The sequence below is a fragment of the Pseudomonas sp. genome, from assembly GCF_049590575.1.
In the GTDB taxonomy this organism is placed as follows: Bacteria; Pseudomonadota; Gammaproteobacteria; order Pseudomonadales; family Pseudomonadaceae; genus Aquipseudomonas.
The window spans coordinates 1-24,206 of sequence record NZ_JBAWDE010000411.1; the positions used below are offsets into that span (position 1 = coordinate 1).

A 24,206-nucleotide genomic window follows, 5' to 3' on the forward strand; every position below is an offset into this window, starting at 1 on the left:
GCATTCGCGAGCAAGCCCGCTCCCACTTTGGATCGGCGTCGTTGCTCAGAACAGCTTACTGAACCGTTGGCGAGCCTTCCTGTTGCATGCGCTGCAGTTCTTGCGCGTACAGAGCATCGAAGTTCACCGGCGCCAGCATCAGTGCCGGGAACGAACCACGGGTGACCAGGCTGTCCAGGGTCTCACGGGCATACGGGAACAGGATGTTCGGGCAGAAAGCACCCAGGGTGTGGCTCATGGACGCGTCGTCCAGGCCCTGGATCAGGAAGATACCGGCCTGTTGCACTTCAGCGATGAACGCCACTTCTTCACCGTTCTTGACGGTCACCGACAGGGTCAGCACAACCTCGTGGAAGTCGCCTTCCAGGGGTTTTTGACGGGTGTTCAGGTCCAGCGCAACGCTTGGGGTCCATTCCTGGCGGAAGATCGCCGGGCTTTTCGGCGCTTCGAACGACAGGTCACGCACGTAGATCCGCTGCAACGAGAATTGTGGCTGGGCTTCTGCTGCTTCGGTGTTCTGTTGGTCAGTCATCGCAGATCCTTCTTGATCTTGGGGTCTTTTAGGGTTTAGGAGTCAGACGAGCAGCAGCGCATCGAGTTTACCGGCGCGCTCCAGGGCGAACAGGTCGTCGCAACCACCGATGTGCTTGGCGCCGATCCAGATCTGCGGCACAGACGTGCGCCCCGCTTTCTGGGCCATGTCGGCGCGCACCTGGGGTTTGCCGTCGACCTTGATCTCTTCGAAGGCAACGCCCTTTTTCTCAAGCAGGGCCTTGGCCCGCATGCAGTAAGGGCACCAATCGCTGGAATACACGACAACCTGGCTCATATCACTTCACCAGCGGCAGGTTATCGGCCTTCCAGCTGCCGATACCGCCGGACAGTTTGGCGGCGGTGAAACCGGTCTTGAGCATTTCGCGGGCATGAGTGCCGGCGTGCTGGCCCTGGGCGTCGACCAGGATGATGGTCTTGGCCTTGTATTTTTCCAGCTCGGCCAGGCGTGCGATCAGCTTGTCCTGCGGAATATTCAAAGCACCGACGATATGGCCGGCGGCAAAATCCTTGGCCGGGCGGATGTCCACCACAACGGCCTCATCCTTGTTGACCAGCGCGGTCAGCTCCGACGTGCTCAGGCTGCGGCCACCGCGGCTCATCTCGTGAGCGATCAGCAGCGCCAGCAGGATGACGAAGGCACCCACGAGCAGGTAGTGGGCAGTGGCAAATGCAATCAGGTGATCAACCATCAAGGAGGTTCCAGGGCGTTAAAATGGCGGTAAGTATACACAGCCGTCAGGGGGGGCCAACCCCCGTAAAGCGGTGACGTCGCTGGAACTTCGCTTTAAACTGCCACTCCCTTTTCAATTGTCTTCCTTTATTACCGCCGCGAGAGGATCTATGACTACTACGCCTAAACCTTTGGTCCTGATAATTCTCGATGGCTTCGGACACAGTGAAAGCCACCACGACAACGCGGTGTACGCGGCCAAGAAGCCGGTGCTCGACCGCCTGGCCGCCACCGTACCCAACGGTCTGATCTCCGGTTCGGGCATGGACGTAGGCCTGCCGGACGGCCAAATGGGCAACTCGGAAGTCGGCCATATGAATCTCGGCGCCGGACGAGTGGTCTATCAAGACTTCACCCGCGTGACCAAATCGATCCGCGATGGCGACTTTTTCGAGAACCCGGCCATCTGCGCCGCGGTGGATAAAGCCGTGGCCGCCGGTAAGGCCGTGCACTTCATGGGCCTGCTGTCGGACGGCGGCGTACACAGCCACCAGGACCACCTGGTCGCCATGGCCGAGCTGGCCTTCAAGCGCGGCGCCGACAAAATCTACCTGCACGCCTTCCTCGACGGTCGCGACACGCCGCCCAAAAGCGCGCAATCGTCCATCGAACTGCTGGACGCCACTTTCGCCGCGCTGGGCAAAGGCCGCATCGCCAGCCTGGTCGGCCGTTACTTCGCCATGGACCGCGACAACCGCTGGGACCGAGTATCCCAAGCGTACAACCTGATCGTCGACGGCCAGGCGCAATTCAACGCTGCCACCGCCCAGGAAGGCCTGGAGGCTGCCTACGCGCGCGGCGAGAGCGATGAATTCGTCAAAGCCACCACCATCGGAGAGCCGGTGAAGGTCGAAGACGGCGACGCCGTGGTGTTCATGAACTTCCGCGCCGACCGTGCCCGCGAGCTGAGCCATGTGTTTGTCGACGAGGGGTTCAAAGACTTCGAACGCGCGCGCCGGCCGAAGACTGAATTCGTGATGCTCACCCACTATGCCGCCAACATCCCGGCCCCGTCGGCCTTTGCCCCGGGCAGCCTGGAAAACGTGCTGGGCGACTACCTGGCCAAGAATGGCAAAACCCAGCTGCGCATCGCCGAAACCGAAAAATACGCCCACGTGACCTTCTTCTTCTCCGGCGGGCGCGAAGAACCGTTCCCAGGCGAAGAGCGCATCCTGATCCCATCGCCCAAAGTCGCCACCTACGACCTGCAGCCGGAAATGAGCGCGCCGGAAGTCACCGACAAGATCGTCGACGCCATCGACCACCAGCGTTATGACGTGATCGTGGTCAACTACGCCAACGGCGACATGGTCGGCCACAGCGGCAACCTGGAAGCGGCCACCAAGGCCGTGGAATGCCTGGACCTGTGCGTGGGCCGCATCGTCGACGCCCTGGAAAAAGTCGGCGGCGAAGCGCTGATCACCGCCGACCACGGCAACTGCGAGCAGATGTCCGACGAATCCACCGGCCAGGCCCATACCGCCCACACCACTGAGCCGGTGCCGTTCATCTACGTCGGCAAGCGCGACTTCAAGGTGCGTGAAGGCGGCGTACTGGCAGATGTCGCGCCAACCATGCTGATGCTGATGGGGCTAGAGAAGCCGAAGGAGATGACCGGGACTTCGATTCTGGTTTGACCGAAGCGTGTGTGGGAGGGGGCTTGCCCCCGATTACGGTGGGCCAGCCGACACATAGGTGGCTGACACACCGCTATCGGGGGCAAGCCCCCTCCCACATTTGACCTTCGCCGTTTGGTAGATATCTTTTTGCCATACCACCGCCACTCGGCACCTATCTTGCCTTCCAGCCCGAATTGGGCGTTTTTTTTGCGACGCTTGGCGGGCATACTAGGCCGTCCATTTCCCTGGTGTCGCCCGCCTCTATGCTTCGCGCCTTGATTACCCTTGCTCTTGTCTGCTTGCTCCAACCGGCGTTTGCCGACGAGCGCGCACAAACCCAACAACAGTTGGACGCTACGCGTCAGGACATTACCGAGCTGAAAAAGCTGCTCGGCAAGCTCCAGGAAGAAAAATCCGGGGTGCAGAAAGACCTGCGCGGCACGGAAACCGAAATGGGCAAGCTCGAGAAGCAGGTCCAGGAGCTACAAAAAGAATTAAAGAAGAGCGAGTCGGAACTGGAGCGACTCGACGCTGAGAAAAAAAAACTCCAGAGCGCACGCGTTGAACAGCAACGCCTGATCGCGATCCAGGCCCGCGCCGCTTACCAGAGCGGCCGCCAGGAGTACCTCAAGCTGCTGCTGAACCAGCAGAACCCGGAAAAATTCGCGCGCACCCTGACCTACTACGACTACCTGAGCAAGGCCCGCCTGGAGCAGCTGAAAAGCTTCAACGAGACCCTGCGCCAGCTGGTCAACGTCGAACAGGAAATCGCTAACCAGCAATCGCAACTGCAAGACCAGAAAAGCGCCCTCGACACCCAGCGCAACGAGCTGGACAAGGTTCGCAAGGAGCGCCAGCTGGCCCTGGCCAAGCTCAATGACGACGTGAAGGCCCGCGACGCCAAGCTGCAGGCTCGCGAGCAAGACCAGGCCGACCTGGCCAAAGTGCTCAAAACCATCGAAGAAACCCTGGCCCGCCAGGCACGCGAGGCTGAAGAAGCGCGGCAGAAAGCGCTGATCGCCCAGCAGGAAGCCGAAAAAAAGCGCCAGCGTGAGGCCGAACTGGCAGCCACTACCGATGCCCCGGCGCCGCGTAAACCGGCGCATGCAGCGCCTGGGCCGCTGGTTTCCAGCGCCGGCGAGTCGTTCGGTGGGCCTTTTGCTTCAGCCCGCGGCAAACTTCCATGGCCAGTTGATGGTCGATTACTGGCACGCTTCGGTGAAACCCGTGGCGATGACACTCGCGCCAAGTGGGACGGGGTGATGATCAGCGCCTCCGCCGGCAGCCAGGTTCACGCCGTACATGGCGGGCGTGTGGTGTTTGCCGATTGGCTGCGCGGCGCCGGCTTGTTGGTGATTCTTGACCACGGTAATGGCTATTTGAGCCTTTATGGCCACAATCAGACATTACTCAAGTCGGCAGGTGATGTTGTAAAAGCCGGTGAATCCATCTCCACTGTCGGTAACAGTGGTGGCCAGGACACCCCGGCGCTGTACTTCGCTATTCGTCAGCAGGGTCGCCCGAGCGATCCTGCACAATGGTGCAGAACCCAAGGATAAGGGTCGCATCTACATTAGGAGTTCGTTCGACATGCTGCATTTGTCCCGCCTCACTTCGCTGGCCCTGACGATCGCCCTGGTGATCGGTGCGCCGCTGGCTTTCGCCGACCAGGCCGCCCCGGCTGCGCCTGCCGCTTCGGCCGCGACCACCAAGGCGCCGTTGCCGCTGGACGAGTTGCGCACCTTTGCCGAGGTCATGGACCGGATCAAGGCCGCGTATGTCGAACCCGTAGACGACAAGACCCTGCTGGAAAATGCCATCAAGGGCATGCTCAGCAACCTCGACCCCCACTCCGCCTACCTGGGCCCGGAAGATTTCGCCGAGCTGCAGGAAAGCACCAGCGGTGAGTTCGGCGGCCTGGGCATCGAAGTGGGCGCCGAAGACGGCAACATCAAGGTCGTTTCGCCGATCGACGACACCCCGGCATCCAAGGCCGGCATCCAGGCCGGCGACTTTATCGTCAAGATCAACGGCCAGCCGACCCGCGGCCAGACCATGACCGAAGCCGTCGACAAGATGCGCGGCAAGATCGGCCAGAAAATCACCCTGACCCTGGTGCGCGACGGCGGCAACCCGTTTGACGTGACCCTGACCCGGGCCACCATCGTCGTCAAGAGCGTCAAGAGCCAGCTGTTGGAATCGGGCTACGGGTACATCCGCATCACCCAATTCCAGGTCAAGACCGGCGACGAAGTGGCCAAGGCCCTGGCCAAGCTGCGCAAAGACAACGGCAAGAAGCTCAGCGGTATTGTGCTCGATCTGCGCAACAACCCGGGCGGCGTGCTGCAATCGGCGGTGGAAGTGGTCGACCACTTCATCACCAAGGGCCTGATCGTGTACACCAAGGGCCGTATTGCCAACTCCGAATTGCGCTTCTCGGCCACTGGTAACGACCTCAGCGAAAACGTGCCGCTGGCCGTGCTGATCAACGGCGGCAGTGCCTCGGCCTCGGAAATCGTCGCCGGTGCCCTGCAGGACCAGAAGCGCGGCGTATTGATGGGTACTACCAGCTTCGGCAAAGGCTCGGTGCAAACCGTGCTGCCGCTGAACAACGACCGCGCATTGAAGATCACCACCGCGCTGTATTACACGCCGAACGGCCGCTCGATCCAGGCCCAGGGCATCGTGCCTGACATCGAAGTGCGCAAAGCCAAGATCACCAACGAGATCGACAGCGAGTATTACAAAGAGGCCGACCTGCAAGGTCACCTGGGCAATGGCAACGGCGGTGCCGACCAGCCGACCGGCAGCGGCGCCAAAGCCAAGCCGATGCCGCAGGACGACGATTACCAACTGGCCCAGGCGCTGAGCCTGCTTAAAGGCCTGAGCATCACGCGCAGCCGTTGAGATGCGTTTTGCCCTGATTATCGCAGTGCTCTGCAGCCTGGCAGGGGTCGTCCACGCGGTCCCTGCCAGCGAACCGCATAAAGCCTACCTGACCCTGATCATCGACGATCTCGGGCAAAACCTGCCTCGGGATCGGCGGGTGCTGGCCCTGCCTGGGCCAGTGACCACGGCGATTATGCCCGACACCCCCCACGCCGCCGAATTTGCCCGCGAAGCCCACAAGGCCGGCAAGGTCGTGATCCTGCATATGCCCATGGACCCGGCCACCGGCCCGTTCGCCTGGCACCCCGAGTTGCCCATCGACGAGCTCGGCAAGCGCCTGGATGCAGCCTTCCAGGCCGTGCCCTACACCGCCGGCATCAACAACCACATGGGCAGCCGCATGACCGCGCAGCCGCAAGCGATGGCCTGGTTGATGGCCGAGCTGCAAAGGCGCAATAAATTCTTCGTCGACAGCCGTACCAGCGCGAAAACCGTCGCCGCCGCCGAGGCGCAGAAGATTGGCCTGGCCCACGTCTCGCGGGATGTATTCCTCGACGACGAGCGCACCGAGGCGGCAATCACCACCCAGCTGCAAACCGCCATCAAGCTGGCGCACAAACAGGGCTCGGTGGTGATGATCGGCCACCCTTATCCACAGACCCTCGCGGTGCTGGAACGCGAGCTGCCCAAGCTCAAGGCCCAGGGCATTGACTGGATTGATATCAAGCTGATGATCAGCGTGCGCAGCAACCAGGCCATGCCCGGGCATGGAAAAAACGGCACCTACCTTCCGGCTAAATAACTACCGCATTGCCCTGCACCAATCATCCGATAGTTGACGTCTGCCCCATGGCAGCCGCCCAGAACCCTCTGCGCGGACACGCATCAACCCAAGGATGACCATGAAAACGCCATGCCCAGCGCTTTTCATAGCACTACTCGCCACGCTGCCCCTCGCGCTCTGGGGCAGCCCAAGGGATTTTGGCGAGGGACTGGAAAATGCCGCGCCTCCACGGATGCTCACCAACGCCAATCGGCAACACAGCCACTGGAACGGCATCGGCCGTATCCGCAATGACACCCAGACCCTCTGCACCGCCAGCCTGCTCGATACTCGCGACGATCAGGGCAATGCCGGCCCGGCCTATGTGATCACCAGCAGCCATTGCATCCATCGGGTCAACGGCGCGGTACAGAAAGACCTGCCGATCAAAGGCAGCATCAGCTTCAACTACTTTGATGACACGCTGGAACAGCTCAAGACCTTCCCCCTGAAAACCCTCAAGTGGGGCAGCAGCCAGGGCGTAGACCTTGCGATTATAGAACTGGAGGCACCGTTATCTGCGCTGATTGCCGCCGGTATCCAACCACTGAAGTTGGCGCAGGAAGTGCCCGCCGACGGTGACCACATCCTGGCCCTGACAGCACCTGAGTGGGACACCCTGCACCTTTCAGCCTGCACCCAGCAGCGCTCCGAGGAGACCGTCGAACAGCCGTTTGTCTGGCGCGTGACCATGAAAAACCAATGCCAGGGTATCCAACACGGCAGTTTCGGTGGGCCCTTGGTGACCCGAGACGGTAACCGCCTGTTCGGCATTCTCGGTACCAGCACCTCCGGCCAGCTCGCGGAGAACAAATGCCAACGCGCAGCGCCCTGTGAAATTCACGCCGGGCAACCGGTCTGGCATGCCGATACCCATTACGGCAGCCCAGTGACCTTTCTCAACGAATGTTTTATCAATGGCGTCCTGCAAGCTGACGCCCAGACCTGCAATCTCTACCCGACCACCTCAATCGAGTTTCGCAACCCTGACCCCATCCAGCAGTATTTCGTGAAGAAACCCGGTGGCAAAGGCCGGGATATCACACCGCGCTGGAATCTGACCTTCGCCGTCAACACGCCTTTCTACCGTTACAAGACCACACGGCGTGCAATCGAGTGTGAAAACCCGGCGCTCTACAGTGCCCCTATCGACGCTACTGATGCCCATATCAATGACGCCATTGGCCCGCAAACCGGGATGCATATGCTGTGCATCGTCGGCGTCGATTCAGCGACACAGCCCGTAACGACCGGCATGATGAAAAACGCCCTGACCCTGGCCGTTGAACTCGCCGAACCCGGCCCCGCCCGAACCCCGGACGTAGAGATCGTGCTGGATCGCCGAGCGCTTCAGGGCTACCTCATCAGTTGGAACCTGGCCCCGCCGTTCATGAGTCGCTACAGCTACAAATATGGACCGGCGGCCAGCACCGACTGCCTGCGGCCGGTTGACTACAACCCTCTGCCCGCACCGGAAACCGAGGCTGTCGACGACGGCCTGGACCTCTACGACCATCCTCTCGAAGACGCACCCGGCCTGGGCGCCCACGGCAAGAGTGTTCGAATTATTGCGGCTAGGGACCAACCCTACAAAATTTGCACGTACGCCTACGACCAGGCGGACCAGCCCTCCACCTTACGCACCGATCTACTCAAACCGCGCTGATTGACTTCAGCGCCCCCACTCCCGTCATCAGGATCTGCACGATGAACGCACTGCAATACAAAGACCTGCTAATCAACTTCACCCCGGAGTTTATCCCCATGTGGAATGACCGGGGCTCAGGCGTCTATGAACCCATCAGCTTTTGGCGACCGGACACCTCGTCCGACGCTCTGAGCCACTATTTCCCGCTGGGAGATATCGCAGTCTCAAGCTATAGCAACATCAACCAGCAGAAGGTCGTCGCCGTGGTCAGCGACATCAACAGGGTCGACGGCACTGCGCTGCGCTCACCCGAAGATTTCGAACTGGTCTGGAAAGATGCCGGCTCGGGCGCACGCACCGATGTCTCGATTTGGCGCGCGCTGCCACCGCAAGGCTATGTGGCGCTGGGACTGGTATGCGGTGTGGGCTACGACAAACCTTCACGCAACGCACTGCGCTGCGTGCGCGCTGATCTGGTGATGGCTGCGCAGACCGGTAAATCGATCTGGAATGACAAGGGCAGCGGTGCGCCCATGGACTTCAGCGCCTGGACCATCACACCCGCCGACGCAGCACCGGGGACCATCAACCTCGCCCCTGGCACCTTTATCGGCAACGCTAGCTTCGCAAGGCCCACAGCCACCGCCTATTCACTGTGCCTGCCGCTGGCCATCGAACTCAATGAATTGCCGCCGCCGCCCCAGCTCTCCAGTTACGAACCGCCTGCCGCGCTGCATGCGCTGGAGCAGCCCCAAGTGTGCCAACTGCCTTGGTTCACCGTGAAAGATCCCAACCTCGGCGCCGCTGAACAGCTCACGACCTGCCCGACCTATCGTCTGGAAAGAAGCGATAGCTACTTGTTTGTGGGCTTTGGGCATAACCAGACAAGCGCCAGCCAACCCTTCATATGGACCAGCACCAAAGGCGAGACAGGAGAGCAATCCAAGGCGCTGGCCGCCACTACCGGCATTCGGCTTTGCTGTGAATGGCCGGACGATAACCGTGCATTCGAATTGGGCTTTTCGGCTCACCTGAGCCCGGGCTTCACCCATTGCCAGCGCTCGGCGAAGGGCTGGAGCCAACCATCGGAGCTGGAAATCATCAGTTATGTACCGGCAAACAAAGCGGTCGCGGCCTACATTATTCAGAGTGATTTCCGCTTGCTGCGTGCAGATGGCAGCCAAGTAGCTGGCACCGCCACTTACGCCAACGGTGACAATGTCTACGTGAGCGAATATCCCGCCTCCACCCCTGTCACGCGTGATGAAGGGCCCACAGCACCACCACCGCAGCCGCCGATGGAACCGCCTCAAGGTGACCCTGATCTAGAGATAACGATTGACGATTTCGACGACGACTCCTTCGTCTCGTAACTGATCCAGCGCCGCCTGAAGCCTGGACACAACTTCGTCCGGCACGTTTTTGTTCAGCGCCAGGTACAACTCGGCGCTGTTGAAGCGCAGCACGGTCTTGAGCCCGGTCACCCCGACCTGGCGTGCCAGATAGCGGCCCGCCGGGTCGCCGGTGGCCCACAGGTCGATCTGACCATCCATCAGCTTTTGCGCATTGTCCTGGTCACGCAGCACCACCAATGGGTTGAGCCCCTGTTTCTCAAGGGTTTCGGCGATGGCGTCGCCTTTATAGGCGCCGATCTTGTAGCGTCGTGCGTGTTCCAGGTCATCCAGCTGAATCTTGCTGTCGGCCTTGGCCAGCAGCACCCAGTCATCCGGGCCGATGGGGCCGACCCATTTGAACAGCGCTTCGCGGTCCGGCAGGCGCGCCATCACGAATACGCCGTAGCCAGGTTTTTCCAGGGCGAGTTTGTAGATTCGCTCCCAGGGAAAACGCAGGGTGAGGTTGTAGGAAATGCCGGCGCGCTTGAAGGTTTCGCGGACGATGTCCACCGCGATGCCTTCGATGTTCTCTTCCTTGGCGAAGTTCTTGCCGTTTTTCGCCATGTTGTAAGGCGGAAAATTTTCCGTCAGCAACACCAGGGCGGCGTCAGACGGCTCCTCGGCGCGGGCCGAAGCTGCCAACAGCAAGGAGGTACTGGCGAGGGCAAGCAGCAGGGTCTTGAACATGTAGGCTACCGGGATCCATGGCAAGCGCAGAGAGTGCCGCGTGCCTGCCATGGTGTCCAGCAGCGTTTAGCGAACGACGATACCGCGCGCCGCCATGTAGGCCTTGGCCTCGGGAACCGTGTATTCGCCAAAGTGGAAAATGCTCGCCGCCAGCACCGCGCTGGCGTGGCCTTCGATCACGCCGTCGGCCAGGTGCTGCAAGTTGCCGACGCCACCGGACGCGATCACCGGAATGCCCAGCGCATCGCTGATGGCGCGGGTCACGCCCAGGTCGAAGCCGTTTTTCATGCCGTCCTGATCCATGCTGGTCAGCAGGATTTCACCGGCGCCCAGGGCTTCCATCTTCATCGCCCACTCCACTGCGTCCAGGCCGGTAGGCTTGCGGCCGCCGTGGGTGAAGATCTCCCAACGCGGGGTTTCGCCCGGCCCGGAGACTTTCTTGGCGTCGATGGCGACCACGATGCACTGCGAACCGAAGTGCTGCGCGGCTTCGCCGACAAACTCCGGGTTGAACACTGCAGCGGTGTTGATCGAGACCTTGTCCGCGCCGGCATTGAGCAGGTTGCGGATGTCTTGCACGGTGCGCACACCACCGCCCACGGTCAGCGGGATAAACACCTGGCTGGCCATGCGCTCGACGGTATGCAGCGTGGTGTCGCGGCCGTCGACGCTGGCGGTGATGTCGAGAAAGGTAATCTCGTCGGCACCTTGCTCATCGTAGCGACGCGCTATTTCCACCGGGTCGCCGGCATCACGGATGTTCTCGAACTTGACGCCCTTGACCACGCGACCGTTGTCGACGTCCAGGCAAGGGATGATGCGTTTGGCCAGCGCCATGGTCAGTCCTCAGCCGTTGTAGGCATCGCAGTAAGCCTGGGCTTCTGCAACATCCAAAGTGCCTTCGTAGATCGCGCGGCCGGTGATGGCGCCGATGATCCCTGGGGCCTTGGCGTCCAGCAGCGACTTGATGTCGCCCAGGTTGTGGATACCACCGGAGGCGATCACCGGGATTTTGGTCGCCGCGGCCAGCGCAGCGGTGAACGGCACGTTACAGCCTTGCATCATGCCGTCTTTGGCGATGTCGGTATAAACGATGGCAGACACGCCGTCGGCTTCGAACTGCTTGGCCAGGTCGATCACCTGCACGGTGCTGATTTCAGCCCAGCCGTCGGTGGCGACGAAACCGTCCTTGGCATCCAGGCCAACGATCACCTTGCCAGGGAACGCGCGGCAGGCTTCAGCGACAAAGGCCGGGTCTTTCACGGCCTTGGTGCCGATGATCACGTAGCTCACGCCGGCCTTGACGTAGTGCTCGATGGTTTCCAGCGAGCGAATGCCGCCACCGATCTGGATCGGCAGGTTCGGGTAGCGCTTGGCGATCGCGGTGACCACTTCGCCGTTCACCGGCTGGCCTTCGAAGGCGCCGTTCAAGTCCACCAGATGCAGACGACGGCAGCCCCCTTCCACCCATTTGGCAGCCATGCTCACCGGGTCATCGGAGAACACCGTGGAATCTTCCATACGGCCCTGGCGCAGGCGTACACACGCGCCGTCCTTGAGATCGATAGCGGGGATAATCAGCATCTGGAAAACCTTATTCGATAGTCAGCAAAGCTTGGGAGATCAGGGTTTCTCAAGCGACCACAGGTCGCTTTCGATGCTTTCGAACCTTTCTTTAAGGAGCGTCTGCGTGTCGAAAATCGCCCTGTTGTAATAGTGCGGCGCCACTTCGGTGGTGAACAGTTCAAGAATCTCGGCGACCTCGAACGAGCCCAACTTGAGCTCGAAGCGGTCTTCCATGAAGCGCTTGATCTTGAGGGTAGCCTCACTTTCCTGCTCAGGCGTGAGGTTCAGGATCGGCAACTTCGGCTTCTTGGCCATTTACCAGCGACCATCCCAGGCGGCGAAGTTCTGCAGCAATTGCAGGCCATGGGTATGGCTCTTCTCCGGGTGGAACTGCACGGCAAACCGCGAACCTTCGGCCAGCGCTGCGGCAAAGTCGACGCCGTAGTGCCCGCCACCCACCACCTGGCCCGGTTTACCGGCGGCGATGTAGTAGCTGTGCACGAAGTAGAAGCGCGCCATGTCCGGCACTTCATGCCACAGCGGGTGATCCACGGCCTGACGAACTTCGTTCCAGCCCATATGCGGCACTTTCAAGTGCTCGCCGTCTTCATGCAGGTCTTTGCCGAAGAACTTCACCTGGCCTGGAAACAAGCCGATGCAGTCGACGCCGTCGTTTTCTTCACTGCTGTCGAGCAAGGCTTGCATGCCCACGCAGATCCCCAGAAACGGGCGGTCCTGGCTGACTTCGCGCACCAGGCTGTCAAAGCCCAGGCGGCGGATCTCGGCCATGCAATCGCGAATCGCGCCAACGCCCGGGAACACCACGCGGTCGGCTTCGCGAATCACGTTGGCATCGCTGGTGATCAGCACCTTGCCGGCGCCTACGTGCTCGAGGGCCTTGGCCACCGAGTGCAGGTTACCCATGCCGTAATCGATAACCGCGACCGTCTGCATTACAGAACGCCCTTGGTCGAGGGCATTTGCCCGGCCATGCGGTCATCCAGCTCCACGGCCATGCGCAGCGCGCGGCCAAAAGCCTTGAACACGGTTTCGATCTGGTGGTGGGTGTTGGTGCCGCGCAGGTTGTCGATGTGCAGGCTGACCAGTGCGTGGTTGACGAAACCCTGGAAAAATTCCTGGAACAGGTCGACGTCAAAGCCGCCCACGGTGGCGCGGGTGTAGGGCACGTGCATCTGCAGGCCTGGGCGGCCGGAGAAGTCGATGACCACACGCGACAGCGCTTCGTCCAGCGGGACATAAGCGTGGCCGTAGCGACGGATGCCTTTTTTGTCGCCGATGGCCTTGGCAAATGCCTGGCCCAACGTGATACCGACGTCTTCCACCGTGTGGTGGTCGTCGATATGCAGGTCGCCCTTGCTGACGATATCCAGGTCGATCAGCCCGTGACGGGCGATCTGGTCCAGCATGTGCTCAAGAAAAGGTACACCGATATCAAATCGGGCCTTTCCGGTGCCATCCAGGTTGATCGAGGCTTTGATCTGGGTTTCCAGAGTGTCGCGCTCGACGGACGCCATACGTTCGGCCATCACCAACTCCGCAAAATCATTGGGCGAAAAAGGCAGCCATTATAGGGGCGCGGGCGCTAAACAGAAACATCGGAGGGGATAAGACTGATGGAGTGTCGGGGATAGACATGTCAGTACAAGTGTGGGAGCCGCTTTGTGTGGGAGCGGGGTTGCTCGCGAAGGCGTTAGGTCAGCCAATACATGTGCTGACTGATCCATCGACTTCGCGAGCAAGCCCGCTCCCACACAGGCCCGCCACAAGGTTTACGCGGTGTTAGTGGAACAGTACCGCCGTCTTCTGCAGGGTCACCCACACACCCCACGCCAACGGAATACCCACTACCAGCCAGGCCGCGATCGCTACCGGCACGCTGCCCGACGAGGCTTTCCACTCCAGCGAAGTAGACGCGTCAGTACCTTTGTCATGACCCAGCGCCTGCTCGGCGGCCAGTTCGGCGTCGGTCATGAAGTACTTGTCGGCCACTGGACGAACCAGCAGGTTGCAGATGAAACCCAACACCAGCAGGCCGGCGAGGATATACAAGGTAATGTCGTAGGCTGCGGCGCGTTCCACGCCGATGCTCAGCTGGTACTCACGCAGGTAGTTCACCAGCACCGGGCCCAACACGCCAGCCGCGGCCCAGGCAGTCAGCAAGCGACCGTGGATCGCACCGACCATCTGGGTACCGAACAGGTCGGCCAGGTAAGCCGGAACGGTCGCGAAACCACCGCCGTACATCGACAGGATGATGCAGAACGCCGCCACAAACAGCGCCACGTTGCCCAGGTGCCCCAGGTTCGGGATCAGCGCGTACAGGGCAAAGCCCAGGGCGAAGAACACGAAATAGGTGTTTTTACGGCCCAGGTAGTCGGAGAACGACGCCCAGAAGAACCGACCGCCAATGTTGAACAGGCTCAACAGACCGGTGAAGCCTGCCGCGATGGCTGCAATGGAAGCCAGTTGACCGGCATCCAGTTGACCGAACGGTACGTCCACACCCAGCAACTTGCCGCCGAACACTTCCTGCAGCAGCGGCGAAGCCATGCCGAGGATGCCGATACCGGCGGACACGTTCAGGCACAGCACCAGCCAGACCAGGCGGAATTGCGGGGTTTTCCACGCCACGTTCACATGCACGTGACGGTGAGTGATCATCGAGTTGCTGGCTTTTTTCGCCGGCGCCGTCCAGCCCTCAGGCTTCCAGCCGGTCGGTGGAACGCGGTACAGCAGTGCGCCGGCGATCATGAACACGAAGTAAATCGCCGCCATCACCACAAAGCTCTGCCACACGCCCACGCTGGTCGGTGTCGCAAAGTGGCTCATCAGCGCGGTGGCCAACGGTGCACCTACCATCGCGCCGCCGCCGAAGCCCATGATCGCCATGCCGGTGGCCATGCCACGCTTGTCCGGGAACCACTTGATCAGGGTCGACACGGGCGAGATATAGCCCAGGCCCAGGCCGATACCACCAATGACCCCGGAGCCGATCCACATCAGCCAGATCTGGTGGGTATAGATGCCCAACGCCGAGATCAGCAAGCCGCCACACCAGCACAGCGCCGACACAACGCCAGCCTTGCGTGGCCCGGCATGTTCCAGCCAGCCGCCCCAGATCGCCGCCGAGCAGCCCAGGAAGATGAAGAACAGGGTGTAGATCCAGCCCAGCATGGAGATGGGCCAGTCACATTGCGACGAGAAGACCTGGGCGATAAAGCCCATGTCCGGCGCGCAGGCGACCGGTTTGGTGATACCCAGCGCCTTGGACAGCGGCAACCAGAACACCGAAAAACCATAGGCCATGCCGATGCACAGGTGGATGGCCAAGGCGGCCGGTGGAACCAGCCAACGGTTGAACCCGGGCTTGGCGATAATGCGCTCCTTGGACAGGAACGCAGGCTGTGCGGCAGTATTGCCGGCCACAGTGCTAGTGCTCATTGGTGTTTCCCCCAGTTGTTAGTATGTGTCCGTCAGGCGCTCTCTCCCTCGGCTTTGCACGCAAAGCGTTAGCCGTTGTTGTTGAGTAAAGCTCCATTTGAGCGCGACGTTGTGTCGCAGAAGGCAGACGAACCTGCGCAGATTAGCACCTGTGAGTGACAGAAAAACCAAACTGATATCACCTTTTCAGGAAAATCGTTTTATTTGGCGCCAAAATCCTGTTTTCCAGGGGCTGGATACAATGTAACGATGCGCGACCTGACGCAGGCCGTCGGGCGTTATACTCTGCGGCTAAATTTTGAAATCGACATACAAGGACTCGCCCATGAAAGCGTTCGGCAAAATCCTGGGTCTGGTACTCCTCGGGCTGTTGCTGATCATTGTGGCTCTAGGCTTTGCCCTGACCCATCTCTTCGATCCCAACGACTATAAAGACGAGATTCGCCAGATTGCCCGCGACAAGGCCCACATCGAGCTGACGCTCAATGGCGACATCGGGTGGAGCCTGTTCCCCTGGCTCGGTCTTGAACTGCACGAGGCCAGCGTTGCGACCCTGACCAACCCGACCCAACCGTTCGCCGATCTGCAGATGCTCGGCCTGTCGGTGCGCGTGCTGCCGCTGCTGCGCCGCGAAGTGCAGATGAGCGACGTGCGGGTCGAAGGCCTGAACCTGCGCCTCAACCGTGACAAGCAAGGGCATGGCAACTGGGAAGACATCGGCAAGAACGTGACCGTGGCGACCACTACCGGCACCCCAGCCCCGGCGGAACAACCGGCCGAGACCGAGCCGGAAAAACCCGCCAAGCCGATTCGCCTGGATATCGACAGCCTGACCGTCAACAACGCCCGCGTCGAATACAACGATGAACAGACCGGCAAGCAATTCAGCGCCGAAAGCATCCAGTTGAGCGCCGGCGCCGTGCACGAAGGCGCGAGCATCCCGGTAAAGCTCACTGCGTTTTTCGGCAGCAACCAGCCGGTGATGCGCGTCAAGACCGAACTCAACGGCAACCTGCGCATCCAGCGCGCCCTCAAGCGCTACCAGTTCGAAGACATGAAAATCAGCGGCGAAGCCACGGGCGAGCCGCTGCAAGGCAAGACCGTGACCTTCTCCACCCAGGGCCAGCTCCTGGTGGACCAGGCGGCGAACATCGCCGAATGGACCAACCTGAAACTCTCCGCCAACCAACTGCGCGCCCTGGGCGAGCTGAAGGTCAACGACCTGGACAAAACCCCGCAACTCAGCGGCGCCCTGTCCATCGCCCAGTTTGACCTGGCCAAGTTCCTCGACAGCGTCGGCCATCCGCTGCCGCTGATGGCCGACGGCAGTCTGAGCAAGGTCGAACTGGTCAGCCGCCTCAAAGGCACGCCAACCAGCGTGGCGCTGGAAGACCTGAACCTGAAACTCGACGGCAGCACCTTCACCGGTCGCGTTGCGGTGGACGACTTTGCCAAACAGTCGCTGCGGGTCCAGCTCAAGGGCGACACCTTCAACGCCGACAACTACCTGCCGGCCAAATCCGAATCCGCCAAAGGCGCCACCGCCGCACGCCAGGCCGAAGTGCAGAACAGCGAAGCCGGCGCGATGGCCGCCGGTGGCACCACACCGCTGCCCGATGCACCGACCAAAGGCGCGTGGAGCACAGACAAGCTGCTGCCGCTGACGCGCCTGCGCAGCCTGGACGTGAATGCCGACCTCGCCTTCGGCCAACTGACCCTGAGCAAACTACCGATCCAGAACGCCGCACTGAAGGCCTCCGGCATCGACGGCCAACTCAAGCTCGATACCCTGAGCGGCGGCCTCTACAACGGTACGTTCCAGGCCAATGGCAGCCTCGATGTGCGCCAGGACATCCCGGTACTGGCGCTGCAAAGCCATATCAAGCAAGTGCCGGTCGAACGCATCCTGCAGGCCCAGGGGCAAACGCCTCCGGTAAAGGGCCAGCTCACCCTCGACAGCAATCTCAGCGGCCGTGGCAACAGCCAAAAGGCGCTGATCGACAGCCTCAACGGCACCGCCAGCTTCGTAATCAACAACGGCGTGCTGCTCAACGCCAACCTGGAGCAACAGCTGTGCACCGGTATTGCCCTGCTCAACCGCAAAACCTTGAGCACTACGCCGCAAGGCAAGGACACGCCGTTCCAGGAACTGCGCGGCAACCTGACCTTGCGCAATGGCGTGGCCAGTAACCCTGACCTGAAAGTGCGTATTCCAGGGCTGACGGTGAATGGCAACGGCGACGTCGACCTGCGCGTGCTGGGCATGGACTACCGCGTCGGCATCATCGTCGAAGGCGACCAGCGCGACACGCCGGACCCGGCCTGCCAGGTCGGCGCCAACTTTCAGAACATCGAAGTGCCGCTGCGCTGCCGTGGTCCGCTGGAGCTCGGCGCCAAGGCCTGCCGGCTGGACAAGGATGGCCTGACCCAGGTCGCCATCAAGGCGGCGGGCAACAAGCTCAGTGAAAAGCTGGAAGAGAAACTCGACAAGGTTAACCCGCAGTTGAAAGATGCGTTGAAAGGCCTGTTCAAACGATGAGAAACGAGCAGTTTTCAGAGGCCGTACTCAACTGGTACGACCGCCATGGGCGCCATGACCTGCCCTGGCAACAGGGCATTACGCCTTACCGGGTGTGGGTCTCGGAGATCATGCTGCAGCAGACACAGGTGAGCACCGTGCTCAATTACTTCGACCGTTTCATGGCGTCATTGCCAACGGTCGAGGCCCTGGCCGCTGCACCGGAAGACGAAGTGCTGCACCTGTGGACCGGCCTGGGTTACTACACCAGGGCGCGCAACCTGCAGAAGACCGCGAAGATCGTTGTCGCCGAGTATGGCGGCGAGTTTCCCAGGGACGTCGAAAAGCTCACCGAGCTGCCCGGCATCGGCCTGTCCACCGCCGGCGCGATTGCCAGCTTGAGCATGGGCCTGCGCGCGCCGATCCTCGACGGCAACGTCAAACGCGTGCTGGCACGCTTTACCGCGCAGGAAGGCTACCCAGGCGAACCCAAGGTCGCCAAGCAGCTATGGGCCACCGCAGAGCGCTTCACGCCGCATGACCGCGTCAACGCCTACACCCAGGCGATGATGGACATGGGCGCCACCCTCTGCACGCGCAGCAAACCCAGCTGCCTGTTGTGCCCGCTGGAAAAAGGCTGCGAAGCCCACATGCTCGGCCTGGAGACGCGCTACCCGATTCCCAAGCCGCGCAAGACCATCCCGCAGAAGCGCACGCTGATGCCGCTGCTGGCGAATACCGAGGGCGCGATCCTGCTTTACCGCCGCCCTTCCACGGGCCTGTGGGGCGGTTTGTGGAGTTTGCCGGAGCTGGACGACCTCACCGACCTGGAACACCTGGCCAACCAGCACGCGCTCGAACTGGGCACGCCGCAGGAACTGCCAGGGCTGATCCACACCTTCAGCCACTTCCAGCTGACCATCGAACCCTGGCTGGTGCAGGTCGAGGAATCCGCCCATCACGTGGCCGAGGCCGACTGGCTCTGGTATAACCTCGCCACCCCGCCGCGCCTGGGCCTTGCCGCCCCGGTCAAGAAACTGCTGAAGCGCGCGGCCGACGTATTGAATGCAGGAGTGTCGTCATGACCCGCACCGTAATGTGCCGCAAGTACAAAGAAGAATTGCCAGGCCTGGAACGCCCTCCATATCCGGGCGCCAAGGGCCAGGACATTTTCGACCATATCTCCGCTCAGGCATGGGGCGACTGGCTTAAACACCAGACCCTGCTGATCAACGAAAAGCGCCTGAACATGATGAACGCCGAAGACCGCAAATACCTGTCGGGCGAGATGGATAAGTTCTTTTCCGGCGAGGAATACGCCAAGGCTGACGGTTACGTGCCGCCTGCTCAATAATTGATCAAAAATCGGGTTCTGCACGTAAGCGACGGTAATAATTAAATATTTTTTGAAAACTTGCTTGACGACCCCCTGAAAAACCCGTTTAATGCGCCCCGTTGCCCAGATAGCTCAGTCGGTAGAGCAGGGGATTGAAAATCCCCGTGTCGGCGGTTCGATTCCGTCTCTGGGCACCACCTTTCGTTTTCAGGTGATGCCAAGCACACCTGAAAGCACCCAAGAAACCCGCCTAGTGCGGGTTTTTTGTTGGCTGGGATTTATAGATGCCCTGAGGCGATTCAGCATCACCCCAGCAGCGCGAACTACTCCCGATCCCACATCAAGGTAAACACCGCCACCCGCTCCTGATCGGAGATTTGGTAGCCGCGCTCCTCCACCCGATCAATCCAGCCCTGCGCCGACAGCTGCTCGCCAAAGCGCACCAGACGCCCGTAGCGCTTGAAGACCGCCCTGAGCACGTTGATCATCGCGGGGTAGCTGCAACCGCCATCAAAGCAGATGCTCAGCCGGCCAAATCGGGAGCGCCCGATCACGTGGCCACAGCCGGGCCGCTTAAAGTCCTTTTTCGTCATATCCATAATGCTTCCAGTACGGCAGTTACTAAAAACGGCGCATTGACGTGACCAATTGGTCACCCGGTCGGCGAACATACAGCAAGTAGCTGATTCAGTTCAGCAAAAACACCATCAACGGGTTGTCATTCAAACGCCCTTGAAAGCTTGGAGCCAGATGCTCCAGGGGCGTTCCCTTCAACAGCGCGGTTTCCTTGCGCGCCACGATCACCCATGACGGGCGAGGCAACGCGGCCAACCGCTGAGTTTCGGCAGCGCTGACAAATAACGGCTGCTCGTCATGCTCAAGGTTCATCATGTAACGCACCGCCCAGGTGTCCTTGCCGAGGTTCACAAACACCAGCGGCCCAGGCTCCGACACGCGCAGTGCTTCCACGTGGCTGACAAATTGCCGGGTGTCGAACTGCAAGTCCTTCGCAGGCTCCACGACGGTTACCAGCACCAGCCACTGCGCCAGCAGCGCACCTGCACTCAGCCACACCAGCCGGCCTGCCCGGCGCCAGGCGATCCACGCCGCCACCTGTAACGCCAGCAGCGCGCCAATCAACAACGGCAACGACACCTCAGGCCAATACCCGTGTTTCTGCCAGCTGTGCCGACAGACAAACACCACCACCACGCACAGCGCCGGCAGCACCACGACGAGCCCCTCGTAGCATCGGCGCACGCCAACCAGCCAGTTTTGCGCCTGGAGCAGCCCATAGGCGGCGACAGCGGCAAACATCGGCACCATTGGCAGGATGTAATAGGCACGCTTGAAGTGCGGCAACGACAACCCAAGCAAAATCATCAAGCCGCAGGCACCGAGCCGCACGACAAGCTGCACAGTCTCATCAAATCGCTCGGACCAGCGATGGCGCAGCGCGACCATTGTGGCCAACGCCAAGGGCACCACCGGGAAATAGCGGTACAAACTCAACTGGAAGTAAAAATAGAACGGCTCGCCGGTTTCATCCAGGCGCCCGCCCACTTGCATCTTGAAGACTTCATCGGCAAAGCTATCGCCGCCGCTGAACCGCGCCAACTTGACCAGCAACCACCAGCAAGCCGCCAGCAACACCAGCCCGACGATGCCGTGGATCAGCACCTGCCTTACCCGCGCCCCAGGGCGGCCCAGCGCCCAATACACGCACACCACGCCGCAGACCTCGATCAGCCCCAATGGCCCGCGAATCGCAAAGCCCAGGATGAACAGCGGAAACACCGCAAGCTGGCGCAACCGCGAGCCGAGGCGCTCACCCGTGTGCAGCAGGTAGAAACCGCCTACACATAACAGCGCCACCATCTGATCCAGGCAGACCGAGCGCGACTTTTCCAGTAACTGGGTGGTGAGCAAGGTCAGCAGCACGGTAAGCAGCGCCCAGCTGCGACCGTAAGGCACCAGCAGACGGTAGATCAGCGCCACCACCCCGGCAGACGCGAGCGCCGTGGGCAGAATATTGGCCAAGTGGTTAGGTGCGCCGAAAATCGTGGCGAATACAAAACTGAAGAACGTCGCCGTGCCGGGGTAGTCCGCGTAGGGCTGCCCGTAGGTGGTCGGGAAAAGACTCGCGCCATGGCGAAACATTTCCTGCAGGAACAGCGCCCAACGTCCGTCAAACCCCTGAGGCTGCTGATCCCAGATACCCAGGGTGAACAGCAGCAAGGCAATCAAAAAAATACCCAGGGATTCCAGGCGGAAACGGTTGCGATGAACCATCGGTAAACCTATCAGGTGGGGAGCGCCGACCTATGTTGCCGAGCCCACCCCTGAATAGCGCCTGAACAGACTTGAACATTCGCGCATTTACCCACCTGCGGGCCACACCCATCTCGGGATCAAACGGATGTAGAGCAATTCCCCCATCAGCTCGACCAGGGTTTGCAGGATCACCGCCGCCGCCGCCAGCCCACGCACGTCTTCGGGCAACGCCAGGGCCAGGGGTAACACCACCAGTGAGTTACGCGTCGATGCGCTGAACGTCACCGCGCGCGCCGTTACCGCCGGCAACGCAAACAGCCGCGAAGCCAACACCCCCGTCAGCGGGGCCAGCAACAGAAAGCCGACATACACCGGGATCACCGGCAGCAGCAGGCTGATATCGCGCACCACCGAGGTGATTTGCGAGGCGATCACCACAAACAGCACCAGCGCCATCGCTGGCACCGGCAACCACGCCCAGGCGCTGTTCCAGACACCGACAACCGATGACCGCTGCGCCAGTGAAGTGGTGATCACCGCCAGCACCATCGGCACTACGATCAACAATAGAAACGCCTCGACGAACGGCCCCGGCTCCACCACTACTTCGGACTGCGCGCCCAGCATAAAACCCAGGTACACCGGCAACAGCGCCAGCTGCAGTAACAGTAGCAACGGCGTTGCTGCCAGCATCAGCCGCGAATCGCCTTTGCCGATGTGAGTGAACACCACCACGTAATCGATACACGGCGTCAGCAACACTAGCAACGCCCCCACCAACAAAGCAGGGCGCTCGACCAGGCCGAGGGTCAAGATCCACACCAGCAAAGGCACCAGGATGAAGTTGGCCAGCAACAGCGCCGACAGGAAACGTCTGTTACTCAAGCCCTGACGCACATCCAGAAACGGGATTTGCAGGAACATCGCATACATCAATACCGCGATGGCGGGCGTGACCCACACGCTGAGGCCATGCGCCAATGAAGGCGCGAGCAAGCCAAAAACCGCAGCCAGAAGGACTGCTGCGAAGTAGACCGGGATCTGGTTGTGTTCGAGGGTGTCGCGGGTCATGGGCCGGCTCGGGTCGATCCAAAGATCGCCAGCCTAAGCACCCCAAGGGCAAAGGTCGAGTGCCGAGGCATTCTTCGCGCCCATGGCGCGCTAAATTTGTTAATTTCGGTTTCTATAAAAAGCGCGGGAGCCTCCAGGCCTCCACAAAAGGCGCAAGAACCGAGCTGACCCATGAACCTGCCCACCCGCCCCGCCCCTGAAGCATTCTGCGAGCCCGCCGCCGACAATTACCGCCTGGGCGGTTTCACCTGGCGCCACGTCCGGACGGACATCGAACGCCCCGTCGTGATCATCAACGCCGCCACCTCCGTACGTTGCCGCCATTACTCGCGTTTTGCCGACTACCTGTTCGCCAGCGGCTTTGACGTCATCACCTACGACTATCGCGGCATCGGCGAATCCCGTAGGGGGTCGCTGCGGGGCTTCAAGGCCTCTTGGTCGGATTGGGGCACGCTGGATTTCGAGGCGATGCTGCTGCGCGCGCAGCGTGAGTTTCCAGGCCAACCGATTGATGTGGTCGGCCACAGCTTTGGCGGCTGCGCGGCAGGGCTGGGCGCATCCGGCGCGCGGATCCGGCGAATCGTCACGGTCGGCGCGCAGTTCGCCTACTGGCGGGATTACCAGGCGAGCGGGCGCTGGCGGATGTTTGCCAAGTGGCACGTGGTAATGCCGCTACTCACGGCACTGTGCGGGTACTTTCCCGGCAAGCGCCTGGGTTGGCTCGAGGACACACCGGCAGGCGTGGTGCGCGACTGGAGCACACCGACGCCCAGGTATGAAACGCGCCCCAGCGGGCGCTCCCTGGAGGGCTTGCCCTTCAGCCGGGTGAAGGCGCAGATGCTGGCGATCAGCATCACCGATGACCCTTTCGGCACGGTGGCGGCGATCGAGCGGTTGCTGGGTTACTTCGATGGCTGCGAGCGCACTCACCTGCGAATCGCGCCGGAGGATATCGGCGAAGAACACGTCGGGCATTTCGCGTTTTTCCGTAGCGCTTATCAGGATCGGCTGTGGCCGATTGCGTTGACGTGGCTGCAAAACGGCCAATTAAGTGCAGATACCCTTGGGATTTCCTCCAACCTGCGCTTCAATACCCCACCCAGATCCTGACCCAAGGACGTGAGCCCATGGCCTCGCCGAACAAGCAGCAAAAACGTGCCCACCGGGCGAAGGCCAAGGCCAAGCAGAACCGTACCCAGCGCGCCGTCGCCAGCAAGCCCGACGCGTTTGCCGGCGATGACAGCCGTATCGATCTTGAGTCAGTGGATTTGACCGAGCTGTTCGTCGAGATGCGCGCCGCAGGCGAGACCAGCCAGCAGGCGCTGTGCGCGGTGTTCCTGGCACACCCACTGTTGGCGCTGGTGCTGGAGCAGGAAGGCGAAGAAGAAGCCACCGACTTCATCCTGGCGGCGCTGATCGAGTATCGCCAGTGGGCCACGGACAGCGACGATGAAGCGGCCGCGCTGGCGTGGATCGAGTCGCCAGAGTTTCAGGCCGATTACGTGGCGGCGTCGCAGGCGCTGGTCAGCGCACAGGATTGATACCAAACCAAATGTGGGAGCGGGCTTGCTCGCGAATGCGCTGGATCAGCCTGCCTATCTGGCGACTGACACACTGCTTTCGCGAGCAAGCCC

Annotated in this window: 24 protein-coding genes and 1 tRNA gene; 12 read left to right on the forward strand and 13 right to left on the reverse strand. The window is 61.2% G+C overall.

All coding sequences use genetic code 11. The annotated features are described in order from the left end of the window. Positions 1 to 55: 55 nt before the first annotated feature. From secB to WBR57_RS28730, 3 genes are read right to left on the reverse strand one after another with little or no spacing between them, the layout of a single operon-like run. On the reverse strand, positions 56 to 532 hold the full coding sequence (gene secB, locus WBR57_RS28720; RefSeq protein ID WP_424088700.1) for a protein-export chaperone SecB: 477 nt from the start codon (positions 530 to 532) through the stop codon (positions 56 to 58). A 42-nt stretch (positions 533 to 574) separates the two neighbouring features. After that, a complete protein-coding gene (gene grxC / locus WBR57_RS28725; protein WP_424088702.1) occupies positions 575 to 829 on the reverse strand; it encodes a glutaredoxin 3 in 255 nt (84 codons plus the stop codon). 1 nt (position 830) lies between these two features. Next, on the reverse strand, positions 831 to 1,244 hold the full coding sequence (locus WBR57_RS28730) for a rhodanese-like domain-containing protein (protein WP_424088704.1): 414 nt from the start codon (positions 1,242 to 1,244) through the stop codon (positions 831 to 833). Positions 1,245 to 1,395: 151 nt separating this feature from the next. Here WBR57_RS28730 and gpmI point away from each other — a divergent pair, with 151 nt between their 5' ends. The 6 genes from gpmI (at position 1,396) to WBR57_RS28760 (ending at position 9,637) form a co-directional block, all read left to right on the forward strand. Next, positions 1,396 to 2,922 (forward strand): 2,3-bisphosphoglycerate-independent phosphoglycerate mutase, encoded by a 1,527-nt coding sequence (gene gpmI / locus WBR57_RS28735; RefSeq protein WP_424088706.1) that lies wholly within the window; start codon positions 1,396 to 1,398, stop codon positions 2,920 to 2,922. A gap of 245 nt (positions 2,923 to 3,167) precedes the next feature. After that, on the forward strand, positions 3,168 to 4,463 hold the full coding sequence (locus WBR57_RS28740) for a murein hydrolase activator EnvC family protein (RefSeq protein ID WP_424088708.1): 1,296 nt from the start codon (positions 3,168 to 3,170) through the stop codon (positions 4,461 to 4,463). 31 nt (positions 4,464 to 4,494) lie between these two features. After that, complete coding sequence (locus WBR57_RS28745; protein ID WP_424088710.1) at positions 4,495 to 5,811, forward strand: S41 family peptidase; 1,317 nt, start codon at positions 4,495 to 4,497, stop codon at positions 5,809 to 5,811. Position 5,812: 1 nt separating this feature from the next. Further along, on the forward strand, positions 5,813 to 6,595 hold the full coding sequence (locus WBR57_RS28750) for a divergent polysaccharide deacetylase family protein (RefSeq protein WP_424088712.1): 783 nt from the start codon (positions 5,813 to 5,815) through the stop codon (positions 6,593 to 6,595). Positions 6,596 to 6,809: 214 nt separating this feature from the next. Continuing rightward, positions 6,810 to 8,282 carry a serine protease gene (locus WBR57_RS28755; RefSeq protein WP_424088714.1) on the forward strand — a complete coding sequence of 491 codons (1,473 nt, stop codon included), beginning with the start codon at positions 6,810 to 6,812 and terminating at the stop codon, positions 8,280 to 8,282. Between the two features lie 41 nt (positions 8,283 to 8,323). Continuing rightward, complete coding sequence (locus WBR57_RS28760) at positions 8,324 to 9,637, forward strand: Vps62-related protein (RefSeq protein ID WP_424088715.1); 1,314 nt, start codon at positions 8,324 to 8,326, stop codon at positions 9,635 to 9,637. Here the strand turns inward: WBR57_RS28760 and WBR57_RS28765 are convergent. The 7 genes from WBR57_RS28765 to WBR57_RS28795 all read right to left on the reverse strand — a co-directional run bounded on the left by WBR57_RS28765 (position 9,590) and on the right by WBR57_RS28795 (position 15,373). After that, the gene (locus WBR57_RS28765; protein WP_424088717.1) at positions 9,590 to 10,345 is read right to left on the reverse strand and encodes a substrate-binding periplasmic protein; all 756 of its coding nucleotides are present in this window, start codon (positions 10,343 to 10,345) and stop codon (positions 9,590 to 9,592) included. The two genes, WBR57_RS28760 and WBR57_RS28765, sit on opposite strands and share 48 nt — an antisense overlap. 66 nt (positions 10,346 to 10,411) lie before the next feature. Further along, positions 10,412 to 11,182 (reverse strand): imidazole glycerol phosphate synthase subunit HisF, encoded by a 771-nt coding sequence (gene hisF, locus WBR57_RS28770; protein ID WP_017138643.1) that lies wholly within the window; start codon positions 11,180 to 11,182, stop codon positions 10,412 to 10,414. Positions 11,183 to 11,191: 9 nt separating this feature from the next. After that, positions 11,192 to 11,929 carry a 1-(5-phosphoribosyl)-5-[(5-phosphoribosylamino)methylideneamino]imidazole-4-carboxamide isomerase gene (hisA, locus tag WBR57_RS28775; RefSeq protein WP_003187784.1) on the reverse strand — a complete coding sequence of 246 codons (738 nt, stop codon included), beginning with the start codon at positions 11,927 to 11,929 and terminating at the stop codon, positions 11,192 to 11,194. 39 nt (positions 11,930 to 11,968) lie between these two features. After that, on the reverse strand, positions 11,969 to 12,226 hold the full coding sequence (locus WBR57_RS28780) for a DUF2164 domain-containing protein (protein ID WP_159953725.1): 258 nt from the start codon (positions 12,224 to 12,226) through the stop codon (positions 11,969 to 11,971). Beyond that, a complete protein-coding gene (hisH, locus tag WBR57_RS28785; protein ID WP_424088720.1) occupies positions 12,227 to 12,865 on the reverse strand; it encodes an imidazole glycerol phosphate synthase subunit HisH in 639 nt (212 codons plus the stop codon). It abuts the gene before it with no gap. Then, entirely contained in the window at positions 12,865 to 13,458 is a 594-nt protein-coding gene (gene hisB / locus WBR57_RS28790) for an imidazoleglycerol-phosphate dehydratase HisB (RefSeq protein ID WP_007897437.1), read from the reverse strand. The genes hisH and hisB overlap by 1 nt, the downstream gene beginning before the upstream one ends. Before the next feature lie 253 nt (positions 13,459 to 13,711). Next, entirely contained in the window at positions 13,712 to 15,373 is a 1,662-nt protein-coding gene (locus WBR57_RS28795; RefSeq protein ID WP_424088723.1) for an OFA family MFS transporter, read from the reverse strand. Positions 15,374 to 15,698: 325 nt separating this feature from the next. Between WBR57_RS28795 and WBR57_RS28800 the strand changes: the two genes are divergently transcribed. The 4 genes from WBR57_RS28800 (at position 15,699) to WBR57_RS28815 (ending at position 19,424) form a co-directional block, all read left to right on the forward strand. After that, positions 15,699 to 17,912 (forward strand): AsmA family protein, encoded by a 2,214-nt coding sequence (locus WBR57_RS28800; protein ID WP_424088724.1) that lies wholly within the window; start codon positions 15,699 to 15,701, stop codon positions 17,910 to 17,912. Next, entirely contained in the window at positions 17,909 to 18,976 is a 1,068-nt protein-coding gene (gene mutY / locus WBR57_RS28805; RefSeq protein WP_424088725.1) for an A/G-specific adenine glycosylase, read from the forward strand. Before WBR57_RS28800 ends, mutY begins: the two co-directional genes overlap by 4 nt. Further along, positions 18,973 to 19,245, forward strand: a complete 273-nt coding sequence (locus tag WBR57_RS28810) for an oxidative damage protection protein (protein ID WP_122538032.1) — start codon at positions 18,973 to 18,975, stop codon at positions 19,243 to 19,245. Before mutY ends, WBR57_RS28810 begins: the two co-directional genes overlap by 4 nt. Before the next feature lie 103 nt (positions 19,246 to 19,348). After that, positions 19,349 to 19,424 (forward strand) — tRNA-Phe (locus tag WBR57_RS28815). Between the two features lie 126 nt (positions 19,425 to 19,550). On the opposite strand, the gene WBR57_RS28820 is transcribed toward WBR57_RS28815, so the two are convergent. The 3 genes from WBR57_RS28820 to WBR57_RS28830 all read right to left on the reverse strand — a co-directional run bounded on the left by WBR57_RS28820 (position 19,551) and on the right by WBR57_RS28830 (position 22,572). Beyond that, the gene (locus tag WBR57_RS28820) at positions 19,551 to 19,826 is read right to left on the reverse strand and encodes a hypothetical protein (protein ID WP_424088728.1); all 276 of its coding nucleotides are present in this window, start codon (positions 19,824 to 19,826) and stop codon (positions 19,551 to 19,553) included. Between the two features lie 88 nt (positions 19,827 to 19,914). Continuing rightward, entirely contained in the window at positions 19,915 to 21,519 is a 1,605-nt protein-coding gene (locus WBR57_RS28825) for an ArnT family glycosyltransferase (RefSeq protein ID WP_424088730.1), read from the reverse strand. 87 nt (positions 21,520 to 21,606) lie between these two features. Further along, complete coding sequence (locus WBR57_RS28830; RefSeq protein ID WP_424088732.1) at positions 21,607 to 22,572, reverse strand: arsenic resistance protein; 966 nt, start codon at positions 22,570 to 22,572, stop codon at positions 21,607 to 21,609. Positions 22,573 to 22,743: 171 nt separating this feature from the next. On the opposite strand from WBR57_RS28830, the gene WBR57_RS28835 reads away from it, so the two are divergent. Together WBR57_RS28835 and WBR57_RS28840 are read left to right on the forward strand one after the other, a co-directional pair. After that, a complete protein-coding gene (locus WBR57_RS28835) occupies positions 22,744 to 23,682 on the forward strand; it encodes an alpha/beta fold hydrolase (protein WP_424088734.1) in 939 nt (312 codons plus the stop codon). A 17-nt stretch (positions 23,683 to 23,699) separates the two neighbouring features. Further along, a complete protein-coding gene (locus tag WBR57_RS28840; protein ID WP_424088736.1) occupies positions 23,700 to 24,113 on the forward strand; it encodes a hypothetical protein in 414 nt (137 codons plus the stop codon). The last annotated feature ends 93 nt before the right edge of the window (positions 24,114 to 24,206 follow it).